General features: G+C 56.6%; 14 protein-coding genes. 1 reads left to right on the top strand and 13 read right to left on the bottom strand.

The genetic code is table 11. The features are described from left to right. Positions 1-20: 20 nt before the first annotated feature. From mukB to cmoM, 4 genes are read right to left on the bottom strand one after another with little or no spacing between them, the layout of a single operon-like run. A complete protein-coding gene (gene mukB / locus ACWKXN_RS01955; protein WP_069303890.1) occupies positions 21-4,472 on the bottom strand; it encodes a chromosome partition protein MukB in 4,452 nt (1,483 codons plus the stop codon). Beyond that, a complete protein-coding gene (mukE, locus tag ACWKXN_RS01950; protein ID WP_008499954.1) occupies positions 4,472-5,176 on the bottom strand; it encodes a chromosome partition protein MukE in 705 nt (234 codons plus the stop codon). Before mukE ends, mukB begins: the two co-directional genes overlap by 1 nt. Continuing rightward, positions 5,157-6,479 carry a chromosome partition protein MukF gene (gene mukF / locus ACWKXN_RS01945; RefSeq protein ID WP_033145101.1) on the bottom strand — a complete coding sequence of 441 codons (1,323 nt, stop codon included), beginning with the start codon at positions 6,477-6,479 and terminating at the stop codon, positions 5,157-5,159. Before mukF ends, mukE begins: the two co-directional genes overlap by 20 nt. Positions 6,480-6,482: 3 nt before the next feature. Then, positions 6,483-7,262 (bottom strand): tRNA uridine 5-oxyacetic acid(34) methyltransferase CmoM, encoded by a 780-nt coding sequence (gene cmoM / locus ACWKXN_RS01940; RefSeq protein ID WP_023311004.1) that lies wholly within the window; start codon positions 7,260-7,262, stop codon positions 6,483-6,485. Between the two features lie 123 nt (positions 7,263-7,385). On the opposite strand from cmoM, the gene elyC reads away from it, so the two are divergent. Further along, positions 7,386-8,165, top strand: coding sequence for an envelope biogenesis factor ElyC (gene elyC, locus ACWKXN_RS01935; protein ID WP_048979731.1), 780 nt, complete (start codon positions 7,386-7,388; stop codon positions 8,163-8,165). Here the strand turns inward: elyC and ACWKXN_RS01930 are convergent. The 9 genes from ACWKXN_RS01930 to rpsA all read right to left on the bottom strand — a co-directional run bounded on the left by ACWKXN_RS01930 (position 8,142) and on the right by rpsA (position 18,792). After that, positions 8,142-9,035 (bottom strand): YcbJ family phosphotransferase, encoded by an 894-nt coding sequence (locus tag ACWKXN_RS01930; RefSeq protein ID WP_047651301.1) that lies wholly within the window; start codon positions 9,033-9,035, stop codon positions 8,142-8,144. The genes elyC and ACWKXN_RS01930 overlap by 24 nt on opposite strands. Positions 9,036-9,177: 142 nt before the next feature. Continuing rightward, positions 9,178-9,924: a 3-deoxy-manno-octulosonate cytidylyltransferase gene (gene kdsB / locus ACWKXN_RS01925; RefSeq protein WP_039261582.1), complete on the bottom strand. Its 747-nt coding sequence runs from the start codon at positions 9,922-9,924 to the stop codon at positions 9,178-9,180. Then, a complete protein-coding gene (gene ycaR, locus ACWKXN_RS01920) occupies positions 9,921-10,103 on the bottom strand; it encodes a protein YcaR (protein ID WP_006174474.1) in 183 nt (60 codons plus the stop codon). The genes kdsB and ycaR overlap by 4 nt, the downstream gene beginning before the upstream one ends. Positions 10,104-10,148: 45 nt before the next feature. Further along, entirely contained in the window at positions 10,149-11,378 is a 1,230-nt protein-coding gene (locus ACWKXN_RS01915) for a winged helix-turn-helix domain-containing protein (protein ID WP_454543242.1), read from the bottom strand. A 44-nt stretch (positions 11,379-11,422) separates the two neighbouring features. Then, positions 11,423-12,400: a tetraacyldisaccharide 4'-kinase gene (gene lpxK, locus ACWKXN_RS01910; RefSeq protein ID WP_087822273.1), complete on the bottom strand. Its 978-nt coding sequence runs from the start codon at positions 12,398-12,400 to the stop codon at positions 11,423-11,425. Next, positions 12,397-14,145, bottom strand: coding sequence for a lipid A ABC transporter ATP-binding protein/permease MsbA (gene msbA, locus ACWKXN_RS01905; RefSeq protein WP_033145094.1), 1,749 nt, complete (start codon positions 14,143-14,145; stop codon positions 12,397-12,399). Before msbA ends, lpxK begins: the two co-directional genes overlap by 4 nt. 36 nt (positions 14,146-14,181) lie before the next feature. Beyond that, positions 14,182-16,446, bottom strand: a complete 2,265-nt coding sequence (locus tag ACWKXN_RS01900) for a ComEC family protein (RefSeq protein WP_454543241.1) — start codon at positions 16,444-16,446, stop codon at positions 14,182-14,184. A gap of 214 nt (positions 16,447-16,660) precedes the next feature. Next, on the bottom strand, positions 16,661-16,948 hold the full coding sequence (gene ihfB / locus ACWKXN_RS01895) for an integration host factor subunit beta (RefSeq protein WP_008499965.1): 288 nt from the start codon (positions 16,946-16,948) through the stop codon (positions 16,661-16,663). Positions 16,949-17,118: 170 nt separating this feature from the next. Next, the gene (gene rpsA / locus ACWKXN_RS01890) at positions 17,119-18,792 is read right to left on the bottom strand and encodes a 30S ribosomal protein S1 (RefSeq protein WP_014169387.1); all 1,674 of its coding nucleotides are present in this window, start codon (positions 18,790-18,792) and stop codon (positions 17,119-17,121) included. Positions 18,793-18,873 lie beyond the last annotated feature (81 nt).

The raw sequence follows: 18,873 nt of genomic DNA, 5'->3' as shown, positions 1-18,873 counted from the left end.
GCTTCGGGTCAGAAGACGCTTCAGGAAGCGTCCGCCGTGGTTTCCGTCAACGACTCCGGCGGCTGCGGCGCAAAGCCACGCAGCCCCACAACGTGAACGTGTTCGCTGTTCTGGAACACCTTACGCACCAGTTTGTAGGTGGTGCCCTTCTCGGGGCTGATGTTCTCCGGCGCCGCGATAATGAGCTGCATATCGAGACGTTCGCAAAGCTCGAACAGCGTGGCAATCGAGCGGGCATCAAGTCGCGCCGCCTCATCCAGGAACAGCAGTCGGCATGGCGAGATATCTTTGCCGCGCAGGCGGCGCGCTTCATCTTCCCAGCTCTGTACGACCATCACGAGAATTGACATGCCGGTACCGATCGCTTCACCGGTAGAGAGCGCCCCGGATTCCGCACGCAGCCAGCCGTCTGAGCCACGGTTTACCTCGACTTCCATTTCCAGATAGTTACGGTAGTCCAGCAGCTCTTCACCGATGGTTTGTGGCGTACGCTGGCCCATATCAATCTGCGGGTTCAGGCGCTGATACAGCTTCGCCAGCGCTTCGGAGAAGGTCAGACGGTTGCTGTTGAACAGATCCTGATGCTGCTCGTGCTGCTCTGAGAGCACTTCCAACAGCGTCGCGTGGGCTTCACGCACGTTGACGTTGAGGCGCACGCTGTTCACCTGGCCAAACGACACGCTCTGCAGGCCCTGGTTCAGCTGGCGGATACGGTTCTGCTCGCGCTGAATGGTTTTACGAATGATGTTCGCCACGCTGCGGGAGCTGATCGCCAGTTTCTGCTCGCGGGAGGTCAGTTCTTCCGTCAGACGGCCCAGCTCGATTTCCATCTGTTCGATGGCTTCAACCGGATCGTCGGTACGGATGATGTCCTGACGAATACGCTCGCGCAGGTGCTGGTAAACCGCCACGAAGAACTGAATTTTACGTTCCGGACGTTTCGGATCCTCCGACATGCGCAGCACGTCGCGCAGGTGTTCGTTATCCGCCACCGCCAGACGCAGCGCACCCAGCGCCTTATCCGACATGGAGCGCAGCTCATCGGCAGAGAGATACGCCAGCTCGCGGCGGTGCAGACGACGCTCAACGTTATTGTCTTTCACCATGCGCATCACCGCGCACCAGCCCGCCTTGGCGGTCACGACCTGCTCGCGCATTTCGTGATAGTCGCGTTCCAGCTTGCGCAGGCGACGGGTCAGGTTATCCATTTCGGCTTCGCAGAAGGTCAGCGCTTTTTCCAGCTGATTACGACGCGCGCGGTTATTGCTGAGCTGCGAATGCAGCTCGTCACGACGAATACGCGCGCGCTCTTCTGCCCCGCTGTCGGCACGAACGCCGATGTCCTGAAGCTCTTTCTGCAGATCGTTTAACAGCTCTTTCTTGGTGTCGAAGGAGCTTTTCAGCGAGGCCAGCACCTGGTTGTACTGGTTCAGCTGAGCGGAATGGCTGCGCATTGCTTCGCGGGCGCGAGTACGTTCCGCCTCCGCCTGCTCAAGGCGCTGACGCAGTTTTTCGTTCAGATCGCTGTTACCGCTCAGCATTTCAGCCGAATCGGAGTAGCCAAAGTGGGCCCGACGCTGCACCACTTCCGTCAGGGCAAACGCCTGCTGACGCGCTTCGCGCTGCACCTGCTGCGACCAGGCATAATCTTCTTTTAACTGCTCGAACTGTTCCGGGTCGCTCTGCAGGACAGACACGACGGGCTCCAGCTTCGCCAGCTGATTGCCGTGCTGCTGAACGAAACGCGCGGCTTCCTGCGCTTCATCCAGACGCTCCTGGATCTCATCCACACGGTCAGCCAGCGTGTCATCCGCCAGCAGATTCAGGCGCGGCAGAATGCGGTTAAGGGCAGCGACGCCCTCTTTCGCCTGTTCAAACTGAACGCGACTCTGCTGGTTATCGCTTTCATGGCTGGCAATCGCACGTTCCAGCTCGCCACGGCGGGTATTGAGCTTGCGGATTTCGGCTTCCGGATCCGCGTCAAACGCTACGGCGAGATGGCTGCCGATAAAGCGGCTGAACGACTGGTGCAAACGCTGGGTTTTCTGCACGTCAAACGACAGGGTCGCAAAACGTTCAGACAGCGTTTCACGCTCGGCGTGCAGGCTCTCGATGCGGCTTTCGCGCGCGGCGCGGCCAAACAGCGGCAGCTCCGGGAAGCGGGAATAACGCCACTGACGGTCGGCAATTTTCACCACCACCGCTTTTTCCAGCTCGTCGACGCTGAATACGCTGTCATCGAACGACTGCGGATCCCCTTCGATCAGGTAGAGATCTTCCGGGCAATCCTCCAGGCCGGCAAGCTGCTCAGAAATCAGCGACAGATCCGGGACCACAATCGCGTTGCGGGATGGACCGTACAGCGCGGAGAAGTACGGGGCATCATCGAGGCCAACGTCGTCATAAATCTCGGACAGCAGCACGCCGCCAAAACGCTCCGCTAGCGCATTCAGGCGTGGATCTTCTGACCCGCCCGGCTGGCTTAAGCGCTCAATTTCTTCATCGACGTCGCGCTTGCGGGCGCCCACTTCATCACGCTCAACGATGGCTTCACGTTCGCGCTCCAGCAGCTGCTGCAGGTATTCGGTCACTTCCTGACTGGATTCGAACTGCTCGCCGCACTGCTCGCTGAGCTGGTTCAGGCTGCTTTGAGCCGCCAGCCAGACCGGCGCACGCTCCAGGAGCGTCTTAGAACGGGACTGAATCTGCTCCAGCTCCTGACGCAGGGTCATACGCTGTTCGCTGGCGTTTGATACGGTATCGGACAGGGCCGCAATGCGCGCTTCCAGCTCCTGATGCAGGGCCTCAAGCTCGTCGAAATCGTAATTTTTTCCCTGACGCTTGCAGAATTCCGCCAGCAGACGCTCGGCTTCCTGCTGCTCGCGCAGGCGCTGCTCCAGCTCGTTCAGACGCATACGCAGCGGCTGAACCTGCTCGGCCAGATGACGCTGGTTCACACCGTCGCGCAGCAGTTCACGGGCAACGTCCCAGGCTTCGTTACGCGCCAGCGGGCCGTTAATCGCAACTACCAGCTGATAAGCCTGCTCAAACTGGCTGTGCGCCGTTTGCGCGACGCTCATTTTCTGTTCGAGGGAGAGCAGTTTCTCGGTGGCTTCCTGCTCTTTGGCCTGGAAGGTATCCAGCCACTCGTCGGCGCTGTCCGGCGTCAGGTCAGGCAGATGGCACAGCTCTTTTGCACGCTGTAATGCCTGCAGTGCCTGGGTGTACTGAATCGCTCGCGTCTGCTGCACGTCGAGTGCCTGCTGGTAATCGGCAAGCTGGCTTTTCAGCTCATCCACTTCCAGCTCGGCCGCTTCGGCGCGGGCTTCGTTCTCTTCCTGCATGTCGGCGGCTTCAGCCACCACTTCATTTTGCTCTTCGAGACGAATCTGCAGCTCATCGAGATCCGCTTCATAGCGCTCGATTTTTTCCTGCTGACGCAGCGCGGTCTGCACCAGGTTCAGGTGATCGCTGGCGGCCTGATAGTCGGCTTCCAGGTCGCCTTCAGCACCGTTGTGCTCACCCAGCTCGCGCGCCATTTCGACGTGCTTGTACTGTTCGGCCACAAGCTGTTTACGGGAGGTAAACAGCTCGCGACGGTATTCTAATGCCTGATCGAGATGCACGCGGCGCTCGTTGGCGTGGCGCATGTAGTCCGCCGCCACGTAGTTGGTGGCTTCGCTGATCAGGTGTTTAAACAGGTCGCGGTCAGACTGGGTAACGCGAATCGCTTCCAGCGTCATGCGGTTTTCGCGCAGCGCCGCTTCCATATCCTGGAAGGCCTTACGTACGCCGCTGTTTTCCGGCAGCAGGTAGTCGCGCAGGGAGCGGGTAATCGCGCTGGAGATACCGCCGTAAAGAGACGCTTCGATCAGGCGGTAGTATTTGCTACGGTCTGATGCCGTGCGCAGACGACGCGCCACCACGCCCAGATCGAACATCAGCGAGTGGTAGTCGGTAATGGAGTTAAACTGCTTGAACTGTACGCCTTCGATGGCTTCAAGCTTGTCTTTCAGCTCCTGCAGCGTCAGCACGCGCGCCTGGCGTTCGTTCAGGGTTTCCGTCAGCAGCGCCGTCGGCTGCACGGAGGTCGGCAGTCCCTGGATCGCAAACGGCTTGATATCCACTTTACGGTCGCGACCGGCGACCTGCTGCAGGCGCACGCCCACTACCACACGCTGATGACGGGAGTTAATGACGTCCAGAACCGAATAACAGACGCCGGCCTTCAGCTTACCGTGCAGACCTTTATCACGTGAGCCGCTTGTGGCTCCCGCTTCGGTGGTGTTACGGAAGTGAAGCAGCGTCAGATCGGGGATCAGCGCCGTAACAAAGGCCGCCATGGTGGTGGATTTACCCGCACCGTTACCGCCGGAGAGCGTCGTGACCAGCTCATCCAGATCGAACGTTCGGGCAAAGAAGCCGTTCCAGTTAATCAGCGTCAGTGAGCGAAATTTACCGCGTTCAATCATTACTCTTCCTCCCCGCTATCCGGCAGATTCTCTTCATGCTCGTCATTGAGCTGCAAATGGTTTTCCACCGGCATCGCTTCACCGTCGCGGATCATGCGGAGCTGCGCTTCACGCGCGTCATCGCCCGCGCGCACGTCGGCGCCGAAGCGGAAGACAGATTCCGTAATGCGGAATTTGCTGCTGTCGTGGCCCATAAACCAGACCATCCCCAGACGGCGCAGACGGTTCAGGGAAGAGCGAACTTTTTCCTGTAATTTCTGACGGTCAAGATCCGACCCCGTGGAGCGGTTGTTCACCAGCTTCAGCAGCTTGCTTTCATCTGCCAGCGTCAACAGCTCGTCGTAAAGTTCCTGCTGGGTGAAGATCCCTTCATTCGCCAGACGTTCCGGGCTGAGGTAGAGGTAGCAAAGAATTTTGCCGACCATCATATCCAGCTCGGAGAGCACGGAACGCGGGATCAGCGTCGTGGAGCGCGGACGCAGGTAGAAAAACCCTTCCGGCGCGCGGATAAGTTCCACGTTATAGCGTGCGTAAAACTCTTCCAGGTACTCCTGGAAGTCCATCAAAAAGGCGTGATTATCCAGCTCGTCTAATCCAATGTGACGACCGGCACGCAGCTGGCTGTCCAGCGCCGGAAATAACGGATTCGCCAGCGCCTGTGCCAGCTTAACTGGCATCACTTGTTCAATATTTGTCAATGACATGCGCCTGTACCTTGGCTCCGTAATCGTTGATTGGCTGCCACTTCGGCGGCAGTCCGGTGAAATCTGCTTGCGCAACGCCCAGGCGCACCGCCTGGTCTACCACAATGCGGGCAATGTCAAAGTGGCGCGCGCGTGGATATTGCGCCAGATAGTCGCGCACCACGAGCCCAAGATCCAGCGGCACTTGTCTGGTTTTATAGACAGCGAGCTGTTCTTCGATCATCGCCGCAAGCTGCTCGCGAATTTCGTTAAATTCTTCGTATTCCAGATCCGGCGGCAGTTCACCGGTCACCTCTTCATCGCGCAGCGCCATCTCTTCGTCGCGCATATCCAGCAGACGATCGGCATTGGCGTAGGTCAGCGCCCACGGCGCATCGAAATAGGTCTGCACCGACTGTCGCAGACGCTGAGCAAAGACGCGGTTTTTATCCATATCAATCGCGGTACGGATAAATTTATGCACGTGTCGGTCGTAGCCGATCCACAGGTCGATCGACTGCTGGCCCCAGCTGATAATGCGGTCGAGTTTGCTTTGCAGGTCGAAGACCAGACGATCGACAAAATGCAGATCGTCATGCGCCAGCGTCGCGTCCTGGATGCGCAGAAGATTCGCCTGCAGCTTGTCCCCTGCGGCTTCCAGGGTATCCTGGAGCTCACGCAGCGTGCCGGAGGTTTCTGACAGCAGAAGTTCACAGCTGGAGATGGCCGCTCGCCAGTCTTTATTCAGCAACTGGGCAATATCATCTTTCACCTGCTGCTGCTGTTCGTCCATCAGGCGCTGGGTGAGATCGATACTGTCGAAAATCTCGGCCACCGAATATTTCAGCGGCGCGTAGACGTTACGGTGCCAGTGGAATTCGTCACCGTTTTCATCCGCCGCGTCGGCGGCGCGCTTAAGCTCACCCGCCACGATCGAGAGCTGCATGGAAAGACGCAGCGTAGAAAATTCACGCTGGCGAATATAGTAATCGGTGATGCCGATGCCCAGCGGCGTCAGGCGATAGATGGCGTTTCCTTCCGCCTGCTCGCTGGTAAAGCGGTTCAGCAGACGTTGACGCACCATATCGTTGATTGCGTTGTTAGCACGCACGCTAATGGTTTCGCTGGTTTGCTCAAACGCATCACTGACATGGCGGAACGCATCCACCAGTTCACCCTCGCTCATTTCACCATCCAGCCGCTCGCCGTTCAGCGTGGCAACCGCCAGCAGGAAAGAGAGTCTGTCTACCGGCAGCGAGATGGAGAAATCGTTTTTCCTGGCCCAGGCAACCAGTTCGGGGACTGTCTGGGAAAATTCACTCATAGGTTATCCTTGCATCTGCGGCTTGTGCGCGGTGACGTGAATATAGCGGCCAAGGCTGATAAAAGGCTCCTGACGGCAATACCGCGTTTCTAATTCTGTTAAGGTGTCAAAACAGTCACGCTGTTTGTGTTTTTCACGCAGATAATCATGAAACACCCTGACGCCCGTCTTCCCGACGATCTGCCAGCCAATCGCTTCCAGCCAGCCATAAACCTGCTGTGGATCGCGCGGATAGTCCGGGGAAAGCGTGCGCTTTTTCTTTTTGGGCATCCCGACCTGCACATAGTCGAAGTTTCCTGCAACCATGTTGTGCATCAGGAAGCCGTTAGCATTGTAGAACATCAGCGACAGCGTGCCGCCCGGGCGCAACATAGACCACAGGGTTTGTAACACGCTTTGCGGATCGGCAACCCACTCCAGCACCGCATGAAACAATATCAGATCAACCTGTGTTTCCAAATGCTGTGCGATGTCCTGAGCGGCGCATTGTATAAAATGCATGTTGTCGCTCACACCTTTCTCTTCTGCAGCACGCGTCGCGCGGGCGACCATTTCAGCAGAAAGATCGCAAAGCGTGACGTGATGACCGCGCTCGGCCATTTTTATCGCCGTCTGCCCTTCACCGCCACCGGCGTCCAGCACGCGCAACGTTTGACCACCAAAGGTAGCCAGAATGGTGTCCAGATCCTGCCAGAGGATCGTCTGACGGAGCTGACCTTTCGTGGTGCCATAAATGTTGCGCGAAAACTTTTCCGCGATGTCATCAAAATTGCGATCCCGCATTGGGAAGTTCCACTCGCTAACTGCAAAACCGCTATTTTGTCACACCCGCGCGGAGAATGAACCTCTCTGGTGTAATATCACGGGTAATCACCTGCTATATGGTCAAAAAAGGAACCAAAAAGGATGCTTTTTACCCTTAAGAAATACATTGGAGGGATGATGCTTCCCCTTCCGCTGCTGCTCATCACCATCGCGCTGGGGCTGGCGCTGGTGTGGTTCAGTCGCTTTCAGAAGAGTGGCAAAACGCTTATCTCGCTCGGCTGGTTTGTCCTGCTGCTGTTGAGCCTGCAGCCGGTCGCGGATGGTCTGTTACGCCCCATCGAAAACACGTACCCAACATGGCAGGGAAATCAGAAAGTGGCGTACATCGTGGTGCTGGGCGGCGGATATACCTGGGATCCTGACTGGGCCCCCAGTTCAAACCTGATCAACAACAGCCTGCCGCGGCTAAACGAAGGCATTCGCCTCTGGCTGGCGAACCCGGGTTCAAAAATGATCTTCACCGGCGCGGCGGCCAAAACGAACCCGGTAAGTACGGCTGAAGCGGGTGCCAGGGTCGCAGAATCACTCGGCGTGCCGCGTTCCTCGATTATCACTCTGGACAGTCCAAAAGATACCGAAGAAGAGGCTGCCGCAGTGAAGCAGGCAATTGGCGATGTCCCGTTCTTACTGGTGACCTCCGCCTCACACCTGCCCCGCGCGATGATTTTCTTCCAGAAACAAGGCCTGCACCCGCTTCCCGCACCGGCAAACCAGATGGCCATCGACGCGCCGCTCAACCCGTGGGAACGGGCGATCCCATCCCCGGCCTGGCTGATGCATAGCGATCGCGTCGGTTATGAGACGCTCGGGCGCCTCTGGCAGTGGCTGAAAGGATCGTCAGGCGAGCCAGGGCAAGAGTGATTTTGTTGCCAGGTCGAAATTTGCGCGATTAAAACGTCCGGTGTTAACCAACTGCGCGACTTCGTCCCAGAGCAGGTAAAGCCAGCGCCGCCAGAGAAACGCTTCTGCAACGGGTGCGCGTTGAAGGTAGTGCCACAGTAGACCTTCCGCCGCCCCGCTGTCGCTGAGCCTGAACAGCTCGTATTCGCGCGGAGCCCAGAGCATGATCCCCGGCCCAAGCATCGCCAGAAGCTGATCGCTGCGGGAGTCCTTGAGCATGCTGCGCAGGGTGAAATTACCGTGAATCAGCACGCAGTTGTCATTAAAACCGTCGAATAGCGCCGGTAAGCACTCGCGGGTGCGAAACAGAATACGTTTGTCCTGCATGGTTAAACCGGTATTGCTGAACTGGTTAAGCGTTCCCCACAGCACTTCCACCCGCTGGCGATACCACAGCGGCCACAGGTTTTCCTGAGTGCTGTCGACCGGACCGACAAGCCCGCGGCTATCCTGACGGTGCCAGGCCAGCAGCGCCTCGACAATCTGGTCTTTTAACTGCTCCCAGCGTTCGGGTGTGCGCGCGGGCGCTTCAACGGGCACGCCGCGTAAACGCTCAATCAGCAGCACGTCCGGGCCGGGGTGTTCCTCGTGGGTCATCACGCCGTACACCGTCGGCATACGGACGGTTCCCTCCCGCGCCAGCATCGACATTTTCCATGCCAGCTGCCTGGCAACGCCCGGCGAGGTGAAACTTCTGGCCATCAGCGGCATTGGGTTGCCCTGACTGTCATACAACGACCAAAGCGCGGTATCGGCCTTTTCACTCACGCATTCGACCCGGCTTAATTTCTCACCCAGCAGATGGCTAAGTTCGGCACGCAGCTGTTCCATATGAGATTACCCCCATTAAGACTACTGCTTTTATAATGAGCGTCCTGAAGGGAGATGTCACCCGGAAGAGAACAATTAGGAAAAAGAAAGGGGAATTAGCGAGGGAGAGAACATCCCTCCGACAGGAGGGATGCAGGCGGGATTAGCGCAACTCGGCGCGAACGCGCTCAAGATCTTCCGGCGTATCAACGCCCGTTCCAGGCACTTCGCTGGCAACGGCAACGTGAATTTTTTCGCCGTACCAGAGCACGCGAAGCTGCTCCAGCATTTCGATCTGCTCCAGCGGACTCGGCGCCCAGGTAACATATCGACGAATAAAACCGGCCCGATAGCCGTAGATCCCGATATGACGCAGGAAAGTATCACCGATTGTCTCTTTAGAGAGCGCAAAGCGATCGCGATCCCACGGGATCGTGGCGCGGGAGAAATAGAGCGCATAGCCTTCGGCATCCATGACCACCTTCACCGCATTGGGATTGAATGCCTCTTCAGCGTGGTGAATGGGCACCGCGAGCGTCGCCATACCGACCTGACGCTGAGCCAGGTTTTCTGCCACCTGACGGATAATCACCGCCGGGATCATCGGCTCGTCACCCTGCACGTTCACGATGACCGTATCATCACCGAAGCCACATTTTTCAACCACTTCCGCCAGACGCTCGGTGCCGGACTGGTGATCGGCGCGGGTCATGCATACCTCACCGCCTGCCGCCTCAACCGCACGGGCGACGTCAGGATGATCGGTAGCAACAATCACGCGATCGGCACCGGATTCACGCGCACGCTCAAGGACATGCACAATCATCGGCTTGCCGTTGATATCCACCAGCGGTTTACCCGGCAGACGCGTTGAGGCATAACGCGCAGGAATAATGACAACAAAACTCATGGTTTGCTCTCTTCTGCCACCAGGGAACGAGCTTCATTTTCCAGCAGTACCGGAATGCCGTCACGCAGCGGGAAAGCCAGGCTGTCCAGCTTGCAGATCAGCTCCTGTTTGTCCTGGCTGTAGTAGAGTTTGCCGTTGCAAACCGGGCAGGCAATAATTTCAAGTAAACGGTGATCCATAGTTCCTCCGTATGGGTAATCGCTAAAGCTTAACACATTCCCTTTTCAGGGAGTGCCTGTTTCCCAGCCACTTCGACAGGATGTAAACAGCCCGTCGGGCACCCGGCCCAGCGTCACGTCGCGGGCACCCTGCCAGCGCGCGAATTCGCTAATGGCGAACGTTAACCCTTTTTCCAGGCTCGCCGTCACCCTGACGCCCTCTTCCAGATAAAGCGCAATGATTTCAAGCGTGCCGGTCTTGCGGTGCATTTTGGCGTCCATGCGCCCGACCAGTTGCCCCTTATGCAGCAGCGGGAGTACAAAGTAACCATACTGGCGCTTTGGCGCCGGGGTATAACATTCCAGCCGGTAGCTAAAATAGAACAGCTGCTCGGCGCGTTTTCTGTCCCAGACAACCGGGTCGAAAGGCGACAACACCGCACTGTGAGTTGCCTGAAGTTTCCCCTCCTGGGCCAGAGGCAGTAGCGGGAGGAGATCCGCATGCAGCCACATTTCGCCCAGCGTTTCCACCGTGACGGGGATGACGCGCTGTTCGCGTTGCCAGATGTCCAGCAGCGGTTTCAGCGCGGGCTGGCGAAGGCGATAATAATCAGCCAGCCATTGCGGGCGGAAAATCCCCAGGCTGCGGGCGCTGTTCTCCAGCATGATGGCCTCGGCCGCCTCCTGGGTAAGCAGGTCACGCTCGTCGTCCCAGTGTGGCATCACGCGATGCGTCAGGTCGTAGACGCGCTGAAAATTACGCCGCTCAATCACCATGACTTTGCCTGAGGTAAACAGCCCTTCGAGATGACGTTTATGCGGCTTCCACTCCCACCAGCCGCTGGTGCCTTTGCGCGGGTGTTCAAAATCGGCGGAGCGTACGGGGCCGTTTTCCTGAATATGCGCGATAAGCTGCTCAATTTCGGCCGCATGTTCCAGCATCCACGCCTGACGGTATTTCCAGCCCATCTTTTCAGGGGCAAGCATGCGGTGTCGAACCAGGGCAAAATCGCTGCGGGGCAGGAAGCAGGCTTCGTGCGCCCAGTACTCCATCAACCCCCCCTTGCTGAGTGCCTCATCCAGCCACTGCGAAGGATAATTTCCCAGTCGGCTAAACAGCACCAGGTAAGGGCTACGGGCCACAATGTTAATGGTGTCAATTTGAAGCAGCGACATGCGCTGGACGGTAGAGAGAATATCGGCAGGCTGCGCGCGGCGGCGGGGCTTTTTAAGAAGCCCCTGCGCGGCAAGGTGTAAATGACGTGCGGCTGAAAGCGAGAGTTGCGGTAAAGACATGCGTTTTCCTGTCAGTCAAAGCGCCACCAGAACCGCGTAAGCGTTTATTTCACCAACGCAATCAGTTCCTTGAGCAAACGTTCCGGCTGCTCGCCGCTGAGTTCAGCGTCAACCGGCAGATACCACCAGTTTTCTTTCGCGAAGGCACGGCATTTCACCGCATCTTTTTCGGTCATGATCAGCGACTGCCCGGGTACGGTCAGGGCGTCGACCTGCCCTTCCACCAGCGCCTGGTGGTCGGCCAGCGGAACGCGTTTTTCCAGCCGGGCACCGCACTGTTCCAGCGTCGCGAAGAAGCGCGGCGGATGTCCAATCCCCGCCATCGCCACCGGTGAAGGCAGCTCAGCAACCGACCGGCGTTCACCCGTCACCAGGTTGATCGCCAGGCCCGGCTGCAGGTACATCGGGATTTCACCCGCTTTTGCCTCACCACCGTTCACAATCACCGCATCAACGGACTTAAGACGCGAAGCGCGTTCGCGCATGGGCCCGGCCGGCAGCCACCAGCCGTTACCGAAGCGGCGAACCCCGTCGATGACCACAATCTCTTTATCACGCGCCAGGGCGTAATGCTGCAGGCCATCGTCAGTGATAATAATTTGTACCGCGTGTTCGGCAAGCAGTGCCTGAACGGCGTCGCTGCGCACCGGGGAGACCGCAACCGGCGCGCCGGTACGCTGGAAAATCAATACCGGCTCATCACCCGCTTCGGCAGTCGTGGTTTCCGCCGTCAGCAGCAGCGGATAACGCGCCGCTTTACCACCATATCCGCGCGATACCACCCCCGGGCGGATACCGCGTTTTTGCAATTGCTCCACCAGCCAGATCACTACCGGCGTTTTACCGTTGCCGCCCGCCGTAAGATTCCCGACCACCACCACCGGAACCGGCGCGCGCCAGGCGCGCTTCAGCCCCAGACGGTAAAGCAGACGGATAATGCCGCTCACCAGGCCGTATAGCCAGGAGAGCGGCAAAAGCAGGAGCCACAGCGGAGATTCACCGGACCAGATGCGTGCAATCATTCGCCAAACTGCATCTTATGAAGCTGGGCGTAAACGCCGCGGTGTTCCAGCAAATCAGCATGGCTTCCGCGTTCAACAATGATACCGTCCTCAACCACGACGATTTCGTCAGCCTGCTCGATAGTCGACAGACGGTGCGCAATCACCAGCGAGGTACGGTTCTTTTGCAGCTCATCCAGGGCAGACTGAATAGCGCGTTCAGATTCCGTATCCAGCGCGGAGGTCGCTTCGTCCAGGATCAGAATCGGGCTATCGCGCAGCAGCGCACGCGCAATGGCGATACGCTGACGCTGACCGCCGGAGAGCAGTACACCGTTCTCACCGATTATCGTATCCAGACCGTTATCCATCTTGTTGATAAAGTCCATTGCGTAGGCCATACGCGCGGCATTCTCAATCTGCTCACGGCTGTATTCATCCGTGCGCGCATAAGCAATGTTGTTTGCCACAGTATCGTTGAACAGGTGCACGTTCTGGGAAACCAGCGCCACCTGGTTACGCAGCGACTGCAGGGTATATTCCCGCAGGTCATGACCGTCCAGGAGGATCTCACCTTCGTTAATATCGTAGAAACGGGTGATCAGGCTGGCAATCGTCGATTTACCCGAGCCGGAACGGCCCACCAGCGCCACGGTTTTACCCGCCGGAATGGACAGGTTGATATTACGCAGCGCCGGCGTTTCACGTCCAGGATAGGCGAAAGTGACATTGCGGAATTCAACATCGCCACGGGCGCGCTCAATCTCGCGAGTACCTTCATCTTTTTCCTGTTCGGAATCCAGAATGCTGAACAGCGTCTGACAGGCGGCCATCCCGCGCTGGAACTGGGCGTTCACGTTCGTCAGGGATTTCAGCGGACGCATCAGGGCGATCATTGAGGAGAAGACCACGGTGATAGTACCTGCCGTCAGCGTCTCCATCACGCTAGGGAAACTTGCCGCATAGAGGACGAATGCCAGCGCCAGTGACGCAATCAGCTGAATAATCGGGTCAGAGATGGAAGAGGCCGAGACCATTTTCATCCCCTGCAGACGCATTTTATTGCTGACTTTATCAAAGCGTTTGGTTTCGACGTCCTGACCGCCAAAAATCAGAACTTCTTTATGCCCTTTCAGCATCTGTTCCGCGCTGGTCGTCACCTGCCCCATCGTGTTCTGCATATTCTTACTGATATTGCGGAAGCGCTTTGAGACGACGCGGATAGCAATAGAAACTATCGGTGCCAGAACGATAAGGATGATCGACAGCTGCCAGCTGTAATAGAACATCATCGCGAACAGGCCGATGATTGACGCACCCTCACGCACAACGGTGATCAGTGCGCTCGAGGACGAGGAGGCAACCTGCTCTGAGTCGTAGGTAATACGGGACAGCAGCGTCCCGGTAGACTGCTTGTCAAAGAACGAGACCGGCATGCCCATCATGTGGCTGAACAGGCGACGGCGCATGGTCATCACCACTTTCCCTGATACCCAGGAAATACAGTAGCTGGAGATATAGCTGGTGATGCCGCGTAAGATCATCAGTCCGATAACCACCAGAGGCATCCATAGCAACACTGAGCGATCCGTTTTACCAAAACCGTCGTCCAGTAACGGTTTGAGAAGCGATAGCATAAAAGTATCGCTGGCTGCGTTGAGGATTAACGCTACTCCCGCCACGATCAGGCCTGTTTTAAAGGGCGCAATCATCGGCCAGAGTCGGCGGAAGGTTTGCCACGTGGAGAGATCTTTGTCGTTATGCATTCAAAAAACCAGCATTCGTTGAAATAGCCGCATATTCTACCCGTTATCGACGGGCTCGCCAAACCACTGATGATACCAAACGGGTAAAAATTGCTCTCGCAAGCGCCGGATTTGCCAGTGATGTTGCGAGAATGTCACCGATATTTGTCCAGAATGAGGGGTATCGTGCCAGATATACCCCTCTTTTCGATAACGTCGAACAACTTTTGCCGACGGGAATCGCCATGCGTTATAGCGGGCCGCTGAATCCAGGGCGATCTGACCTTCCACCCGCTGTACCAGCGGCAATGACGACGAAGTATTGCTGCCATGATGGGGCACCTGTATAAGCGTGGACGTCAGATAACGCCAGTAATGGCTAAGCATAGCCTGTTCCGCTTGCGCTTCAATGTCCCCTGTTAGCAGAACACTCTGCTCACCGTCGTCCACCTTGACTACGCAGGAATGGTTATTTCCCTGAGCCGGGTAATTTTCGGGGGGGCAGTGGACGGTGAAGGAGAGTCCCTGCCATTTCCATCTCTGCCCGCGAAAACAGGGGCGATGTCCCGCCAGGCGCAATGGGCTTCTTACCCACGCGTCAGGCCACGCTTTTTGCAACGATGCGAGTCCTCCCGCATGGTCGAGGTGCTCATGACTGAGAATAACGCCTTCAGGCCGCAGGTGATGCCAGCGAAGCCACGGGATAATCAACCGCTGCGCGCTATCCCCGCCCGGCCAGGCGAGCCCGGTATCATAGAGAATGGCTTTTCCCTGCCGTTCAATGACCATCGCCAGCCCCTGCCCCACATCCAGCATATGCAGCGTCCAGCTCTCGCTTTTTTCCGTTCGCCACAGAGGAAATGTCAGTAAGGCACTTCCTGCAAGACAAACGGCAGGAAGGGTTTTCCAGGCACGAAAGCGCCAGCCGATGATGATAAGCCAGGGCAGTAATGTCATGTACTGCCAGCGTTGGTCGACATTTTGCCAGCCGTCAGGCAGGCGCATGAGGAGCCAGAACAGCCCCGCAAGTGATTTATCGGCTGCGAACCAGACGACGCTTTCAGGTGCCGCCAGCGGCAGCAGATGAAGCAGCATACCGAGCAGAATCAGCGGCACGGACACAAACGTCACCAGGGGAACGGCAAAGAGATTCGCGACCAGAGAAGAAATGCTGAAGCCGTGGAAAATCAGAACCTGTAACGGCATCAGCAGCATCAGCATGCCCACCTGCAGATAGATCAGGTTCAGCAGCGGCCGTAGACGTCGTGCCCTGCGCCAGCCAGGAAGAGGCAGCCACTGAAACCAGAAAATCAGCGCGGCGACGGCAAATGCAGATAAGAGCAGACTCTGCGAGAGTATGGCTAAGGGATCGCTTATCAGGATCGCCGCGATACAGCAGACCCACACCTGCCAGGGAGACCATTGTCGGGCAGCGATCCGCAACATTGCAAGCACAGCAAGCGCGATGACCGTTCGTAGCGCAGGCGGTTGAAGACCGGTAAGCCAGGCGTAGAAAGCGGCAAAGCATAACCCGGCCAGAAGAGGCATTTGCCAGTGGATCCAGTGGCTGGGTAATAAAAACTGTAGCCCACGTGCGAGTAACCAGGCGAGGGATGCCGCCAGCGCGATATGCAGTCCCGAAATCGCCATCAGATGCAGCGTCCCGGTTTCGCGCATCAGGTCTTGTATTTCCCGGGGCATATCCAGACGTTCACCCATTCCCAGTCCGAGGATAACCGCCCCCCATCGGTAAGCAGAAAGGCGGTTTTGCAGTGACATGAGATATTGCGCTCGCAGGCTGCAGCGTCCATCAACGAGTTCCGCACGGGTGAAACGCCCGCTCAGCGTTTGATGGCGGGCAAAAGCGCTGCGCTGAGAATCATAACCGCCGTCGTTCAGCTCGCCGTGGGCAGGCCTGAGCCTGAGCGTCATGGTCCAGCGCTGACCGGCACACGCTTTCTGTGGCAGATAATTGCCATACAGCGTTATGCCGGTAGAGGCCCACCAGCGCTTGCCATCAACGCTAAGAATGTTTCCCTGATGCTGCGTTGCGCCATCTGTGGCGGCGATCGCTACCTCAGCCTGCACGGCCCCCGTGGTTAAATGCTGCATCGACCAGACGCTCTCCTTCGCAGCCAAAATACCCCACACGCAAAATAACAGCGTGATACCCGCATACTTCAGTCGTACGTTTCGCCGTGCGGCCAGCACGATCCCGCCAACAATCATTATCCACACGGTATGACGTGATGGCAGTTCAGGTAACCAGAGTAACGGGGCTATCGCCAGAATGGCGCAGATACTAAGCGCGGGAATTCCCATTGCTACCTCCCTGTTTCAGAGGGGCAGTATGTAATCAGGTAGAAGGAATTGTCAGATGGTAAGAATGCGTTTTACAGCGCGCGCTGTGCTGTTTTTATCGGTTTGCAGAAAACGAAACGGAAAATGCGGGGTATCTTCAGAATGAAAGCGACAGAGACAAAAAAAGCACCCGCAGGTGCTTTCTTTCGAACCCAGTTTAACCGACTGGCTAAACTCAGTTACCGTAAATATTGGCGCGATCGCGCAGTTCTTTACCCGGCTTAAAGTGTGGAACGTACTTACCTTCCAGCTCGACTTTATCGCCAGTTTTCGGGTTACGCCCGGTACGTGGAGCACGATAGTGCAGAGAAAAACTACCGAAACCGCGGATTTCAATGCGCTCGCCCTGGGCAAGAGTGGAGGCCATATGCTCCAGCATCTCTTTTACGGCATCTTCCACTGCCTTGGCAGGGATATGCGGTTGCTGACTGGCAAGTCTTTCAATCAATTCTGACTTGGTCATGATTCCTCCGGTTCCTTTCAAACCAATTAGCTGAACAGCTCATTAAACAAGGGCGGCCGTAGCCGCCCTTTGTTATTGATTACAGGACGAATCCTGCAATCTGTCAAGTTTGCTCCTCATCCTTCACGCTGTAAATGCGTTACAGCGCAAATGATGCTGAGAACCTGATATTACTCGCCTTTAGCTGCTTTGAAAGCTTCAGCCATTGCGTTGTTAGAGAAGTTTGCATCTTCCTGTTTGTTAACAGTTGCGATTGCATCTTTCTCATCAGCTTCGTCTTTAGCACGAACAGACAGGCTGATTGCACGGTTCTTACGGTCAACACCGGTGAACTTAGCTTCAACGTCGTCGCCTACGTTCAGAACCAGAGTGGCATCTTCAACGCGGTCACGTGAAGCTTCAGAAGCGCGCAGGTAGCCTTCAACGCCGTCAGCCAGTTCTACGGTTGCGCCTTTAGCGTCAACTGCAGTCACTTTACCGTTTACGATTGCGCCTTTCTTGTTCAGTGCAACCCAGTTGTTGAACGGATCTTCTGCGAGCTGTTTAACGCCCAGGGAGATACGCTCACGCTCTGCGTCAACCTGCAGAACAACTGCAGCGATTTCGTCGCCTTTTTTGTATTCACGAACTGCTTCTTCGCCTGCAACGTTCCAGGAGATGTCAGACAGGTGAACCAGGCCATCGATGCCGCCGTCCAGGCCGATGAAGATACCGAAGTCAGTGATAGACTTGATTTTACCTTCAACACGGTCGCCCTTGTTGTGGGTTTCCGCGAACTGCTGCCATGGGTTGTTTTTGCACTGTTTCAGGCCCAGGGAGATACGACGACGTTCTTCGTCGATATCCAGAACCATCACTTCCACTACATCACCAACGTTAACAACTTTGGATGGGTGGATGTTTTTGTTGGTCCAGTCCATTTCGGAAACGTGCACCAGACCTTCAACGCCTTCTTCGATTTCAACGAAGCAGCCGTAGTCAGTCAGGTTGGTTACGCGACCAGTCAGTTTAGTACCTTCTGGGTAACGCTTAGCGATAGCTACCCATGGATCTTCGCCCAGCTGTTTCAGGCCGAGGGATACACGAGTACGCTCGCGGTCGAACTTCAGCACTTTAACAGTGATTTCGTCGCCCACGTTCACGATTTCGCTTGGGTGCTTAACGCGTTTCCACGCCATGTCGGTGATGTGCAGCAGGCCATCAACGCCGCCCAGGTCAACGAATGCGCCGTAGTCAGTGAGGTTCTTAACGATACCTTTGACTTCCATGCCTTCCTGCAGGTTTTCCAGCAGCTGATCGCGTTCTGCGCTGTTTTCGGATTCGATAACGGCACGACGGGAAACAACAACGTTGTTACGCTTCTGGTCCAGCTTGATTACTTTGAATTCAAGCTCTTTGCCTTCCAGGTGCAGAGTGTCACGAACTGGACGAACGTCTACCAGAGAACCTGGCAGGAACGCACGAATACCATTCAGCTCAACAGTGAAGCCACCTTTAACTTTGCCGTTGATAACACCGACCACAGTTTCAGCTTCTTCGTAAGCTTTTTCCAGCGTGATCCATGCTTCGTGACGTTTAGCTTTCTCACGAGAAAGCAGGGTTTCACCGAAGCCGTCTTCTACTGCGTCCAGAGCAACGTCAACTTCGTCACCTACCTGGATTTCCAGCTCGCCCTGGGCGTTTTTGAACTGCTCTGCCGGAATGGCGGACTCAGATTTCAGACCGGCGTCAACCAGTACTACGTCTTTGTCGATAGCAACAACAACACCGCGAACGATGGAACCCGGGCGGGTTTCGATTGTTTTTAAGGATTCTTCAAACAGTTGAGCAAAAGATTCAGTCATGTTTAATCTTCAGGTTAATATTAACGTCCACCTGGCTCCGTGCCGGATGGGGTTGTTTCACATACCCGCCGTCAATCCATT

The organism is Enterobacter sp. UPMP2060 (assembly GCF_053709655.1).
The sequence above is the reverse complement of the archived record's forward strand: the minus strand, read 5'-3'. Positions and strand labels throughout refer to the sequence as shown.

Bases quoted from the DNA above. Each gene is read 5' to 3' on its own strand.
- mukB (WP_069303890.1), bottom strand. From the start codon at position 4,472: ATGATTGAACGCGGTAAATTTCGCTCACTGACGCTGATTAACTGGAAC.
- mukE (WP_008499954.1), bottom strand. From the start codon at position 5,176: ATGTCATTGACAAATATTGAACAAGTGATGCCAGTTAAGCTGGCACAG.
- mukF (WP_033145101.1), bottom strand. From the start codon at position 6,479: ATGAGTGAATTTTCCCAGACAGTCCCCGAACTGGTTGCCTGGGCCAGG.
- cmoM (WP_023311004.1), bottom strand. From the start codon at position 7,262: ATGCGGGATCGCAATTTTGATGACATCGCGGAAAAGTTTTCGCGCAAC.
- elyC (WP_048979731.1), top strand. From the start codon at position 7,386: ATGCTTTTTACCCTTAAGAAATACATTGGAGGGATGATGCTTCCCCTT.
- ACWKXN_RS01930 (WP_047651301.1), bottom strand. From the start codon at position 9,035: ATGGAACAGCTGCGTGCCGAACTTAGCCATCTGCTGGGTGAGAAATTA.
- kdsB (WP_039261582.1), bottom strand. From the start codon at position 9,924: ATGAGTTTTGTTGTCATTATTCCTGCGCGTTATGCCTCAACGCGTCTG.
- ycaR (WP_006174474.1), bottom strand. From the start codon at position 10,103: ATGGATCACCGTTTACTTGAAATTATTGCCTGCCCGGTTTGCAACGGC.
- ACWKXN_RS01915 (WP_454543242.1), bottom strand. From the start codon at position 11,378: ATGTCTTTACCGCAACTCTCGCTTTCAGCCGCACGTCATTTACACCTT.
- lpxK (WP_087822273.1), bottom strand. From the start codon at position 12,400: ATGATTGCACGCATCTGGTCCGGTGAATCTCCGCTGTGGCTCCTGCTT.
- msbA (WP_033145094.1), bottom strand. From the start codon at position 14,145: ATGCATAACGACAAAGATCTCTCCACGTGGCAAACCTTCCGCCGACTC.
- ACWKXN_RS01900 (WP_454543241.1), bottom strand. From the start codon at position 16,446: ATGGGAATTCCCGCGCTTAGTATCTGCGCCATTCTGGCGATAGCCCCG.
- ihfB (WP_008499965.1), bottom strand. From the start codon at position 16,948: ATGACCAAGTCAGAATTGATTGAAAGACTTGCCAGTCAGCAACCGCAT.
- rpsA (WP_014169387.1), bottom strand. From the start codon at position 18,792: ATGACTGAATCTTTTGCTCAACTGTTTGAAGAATCCTTAAAAACAATC.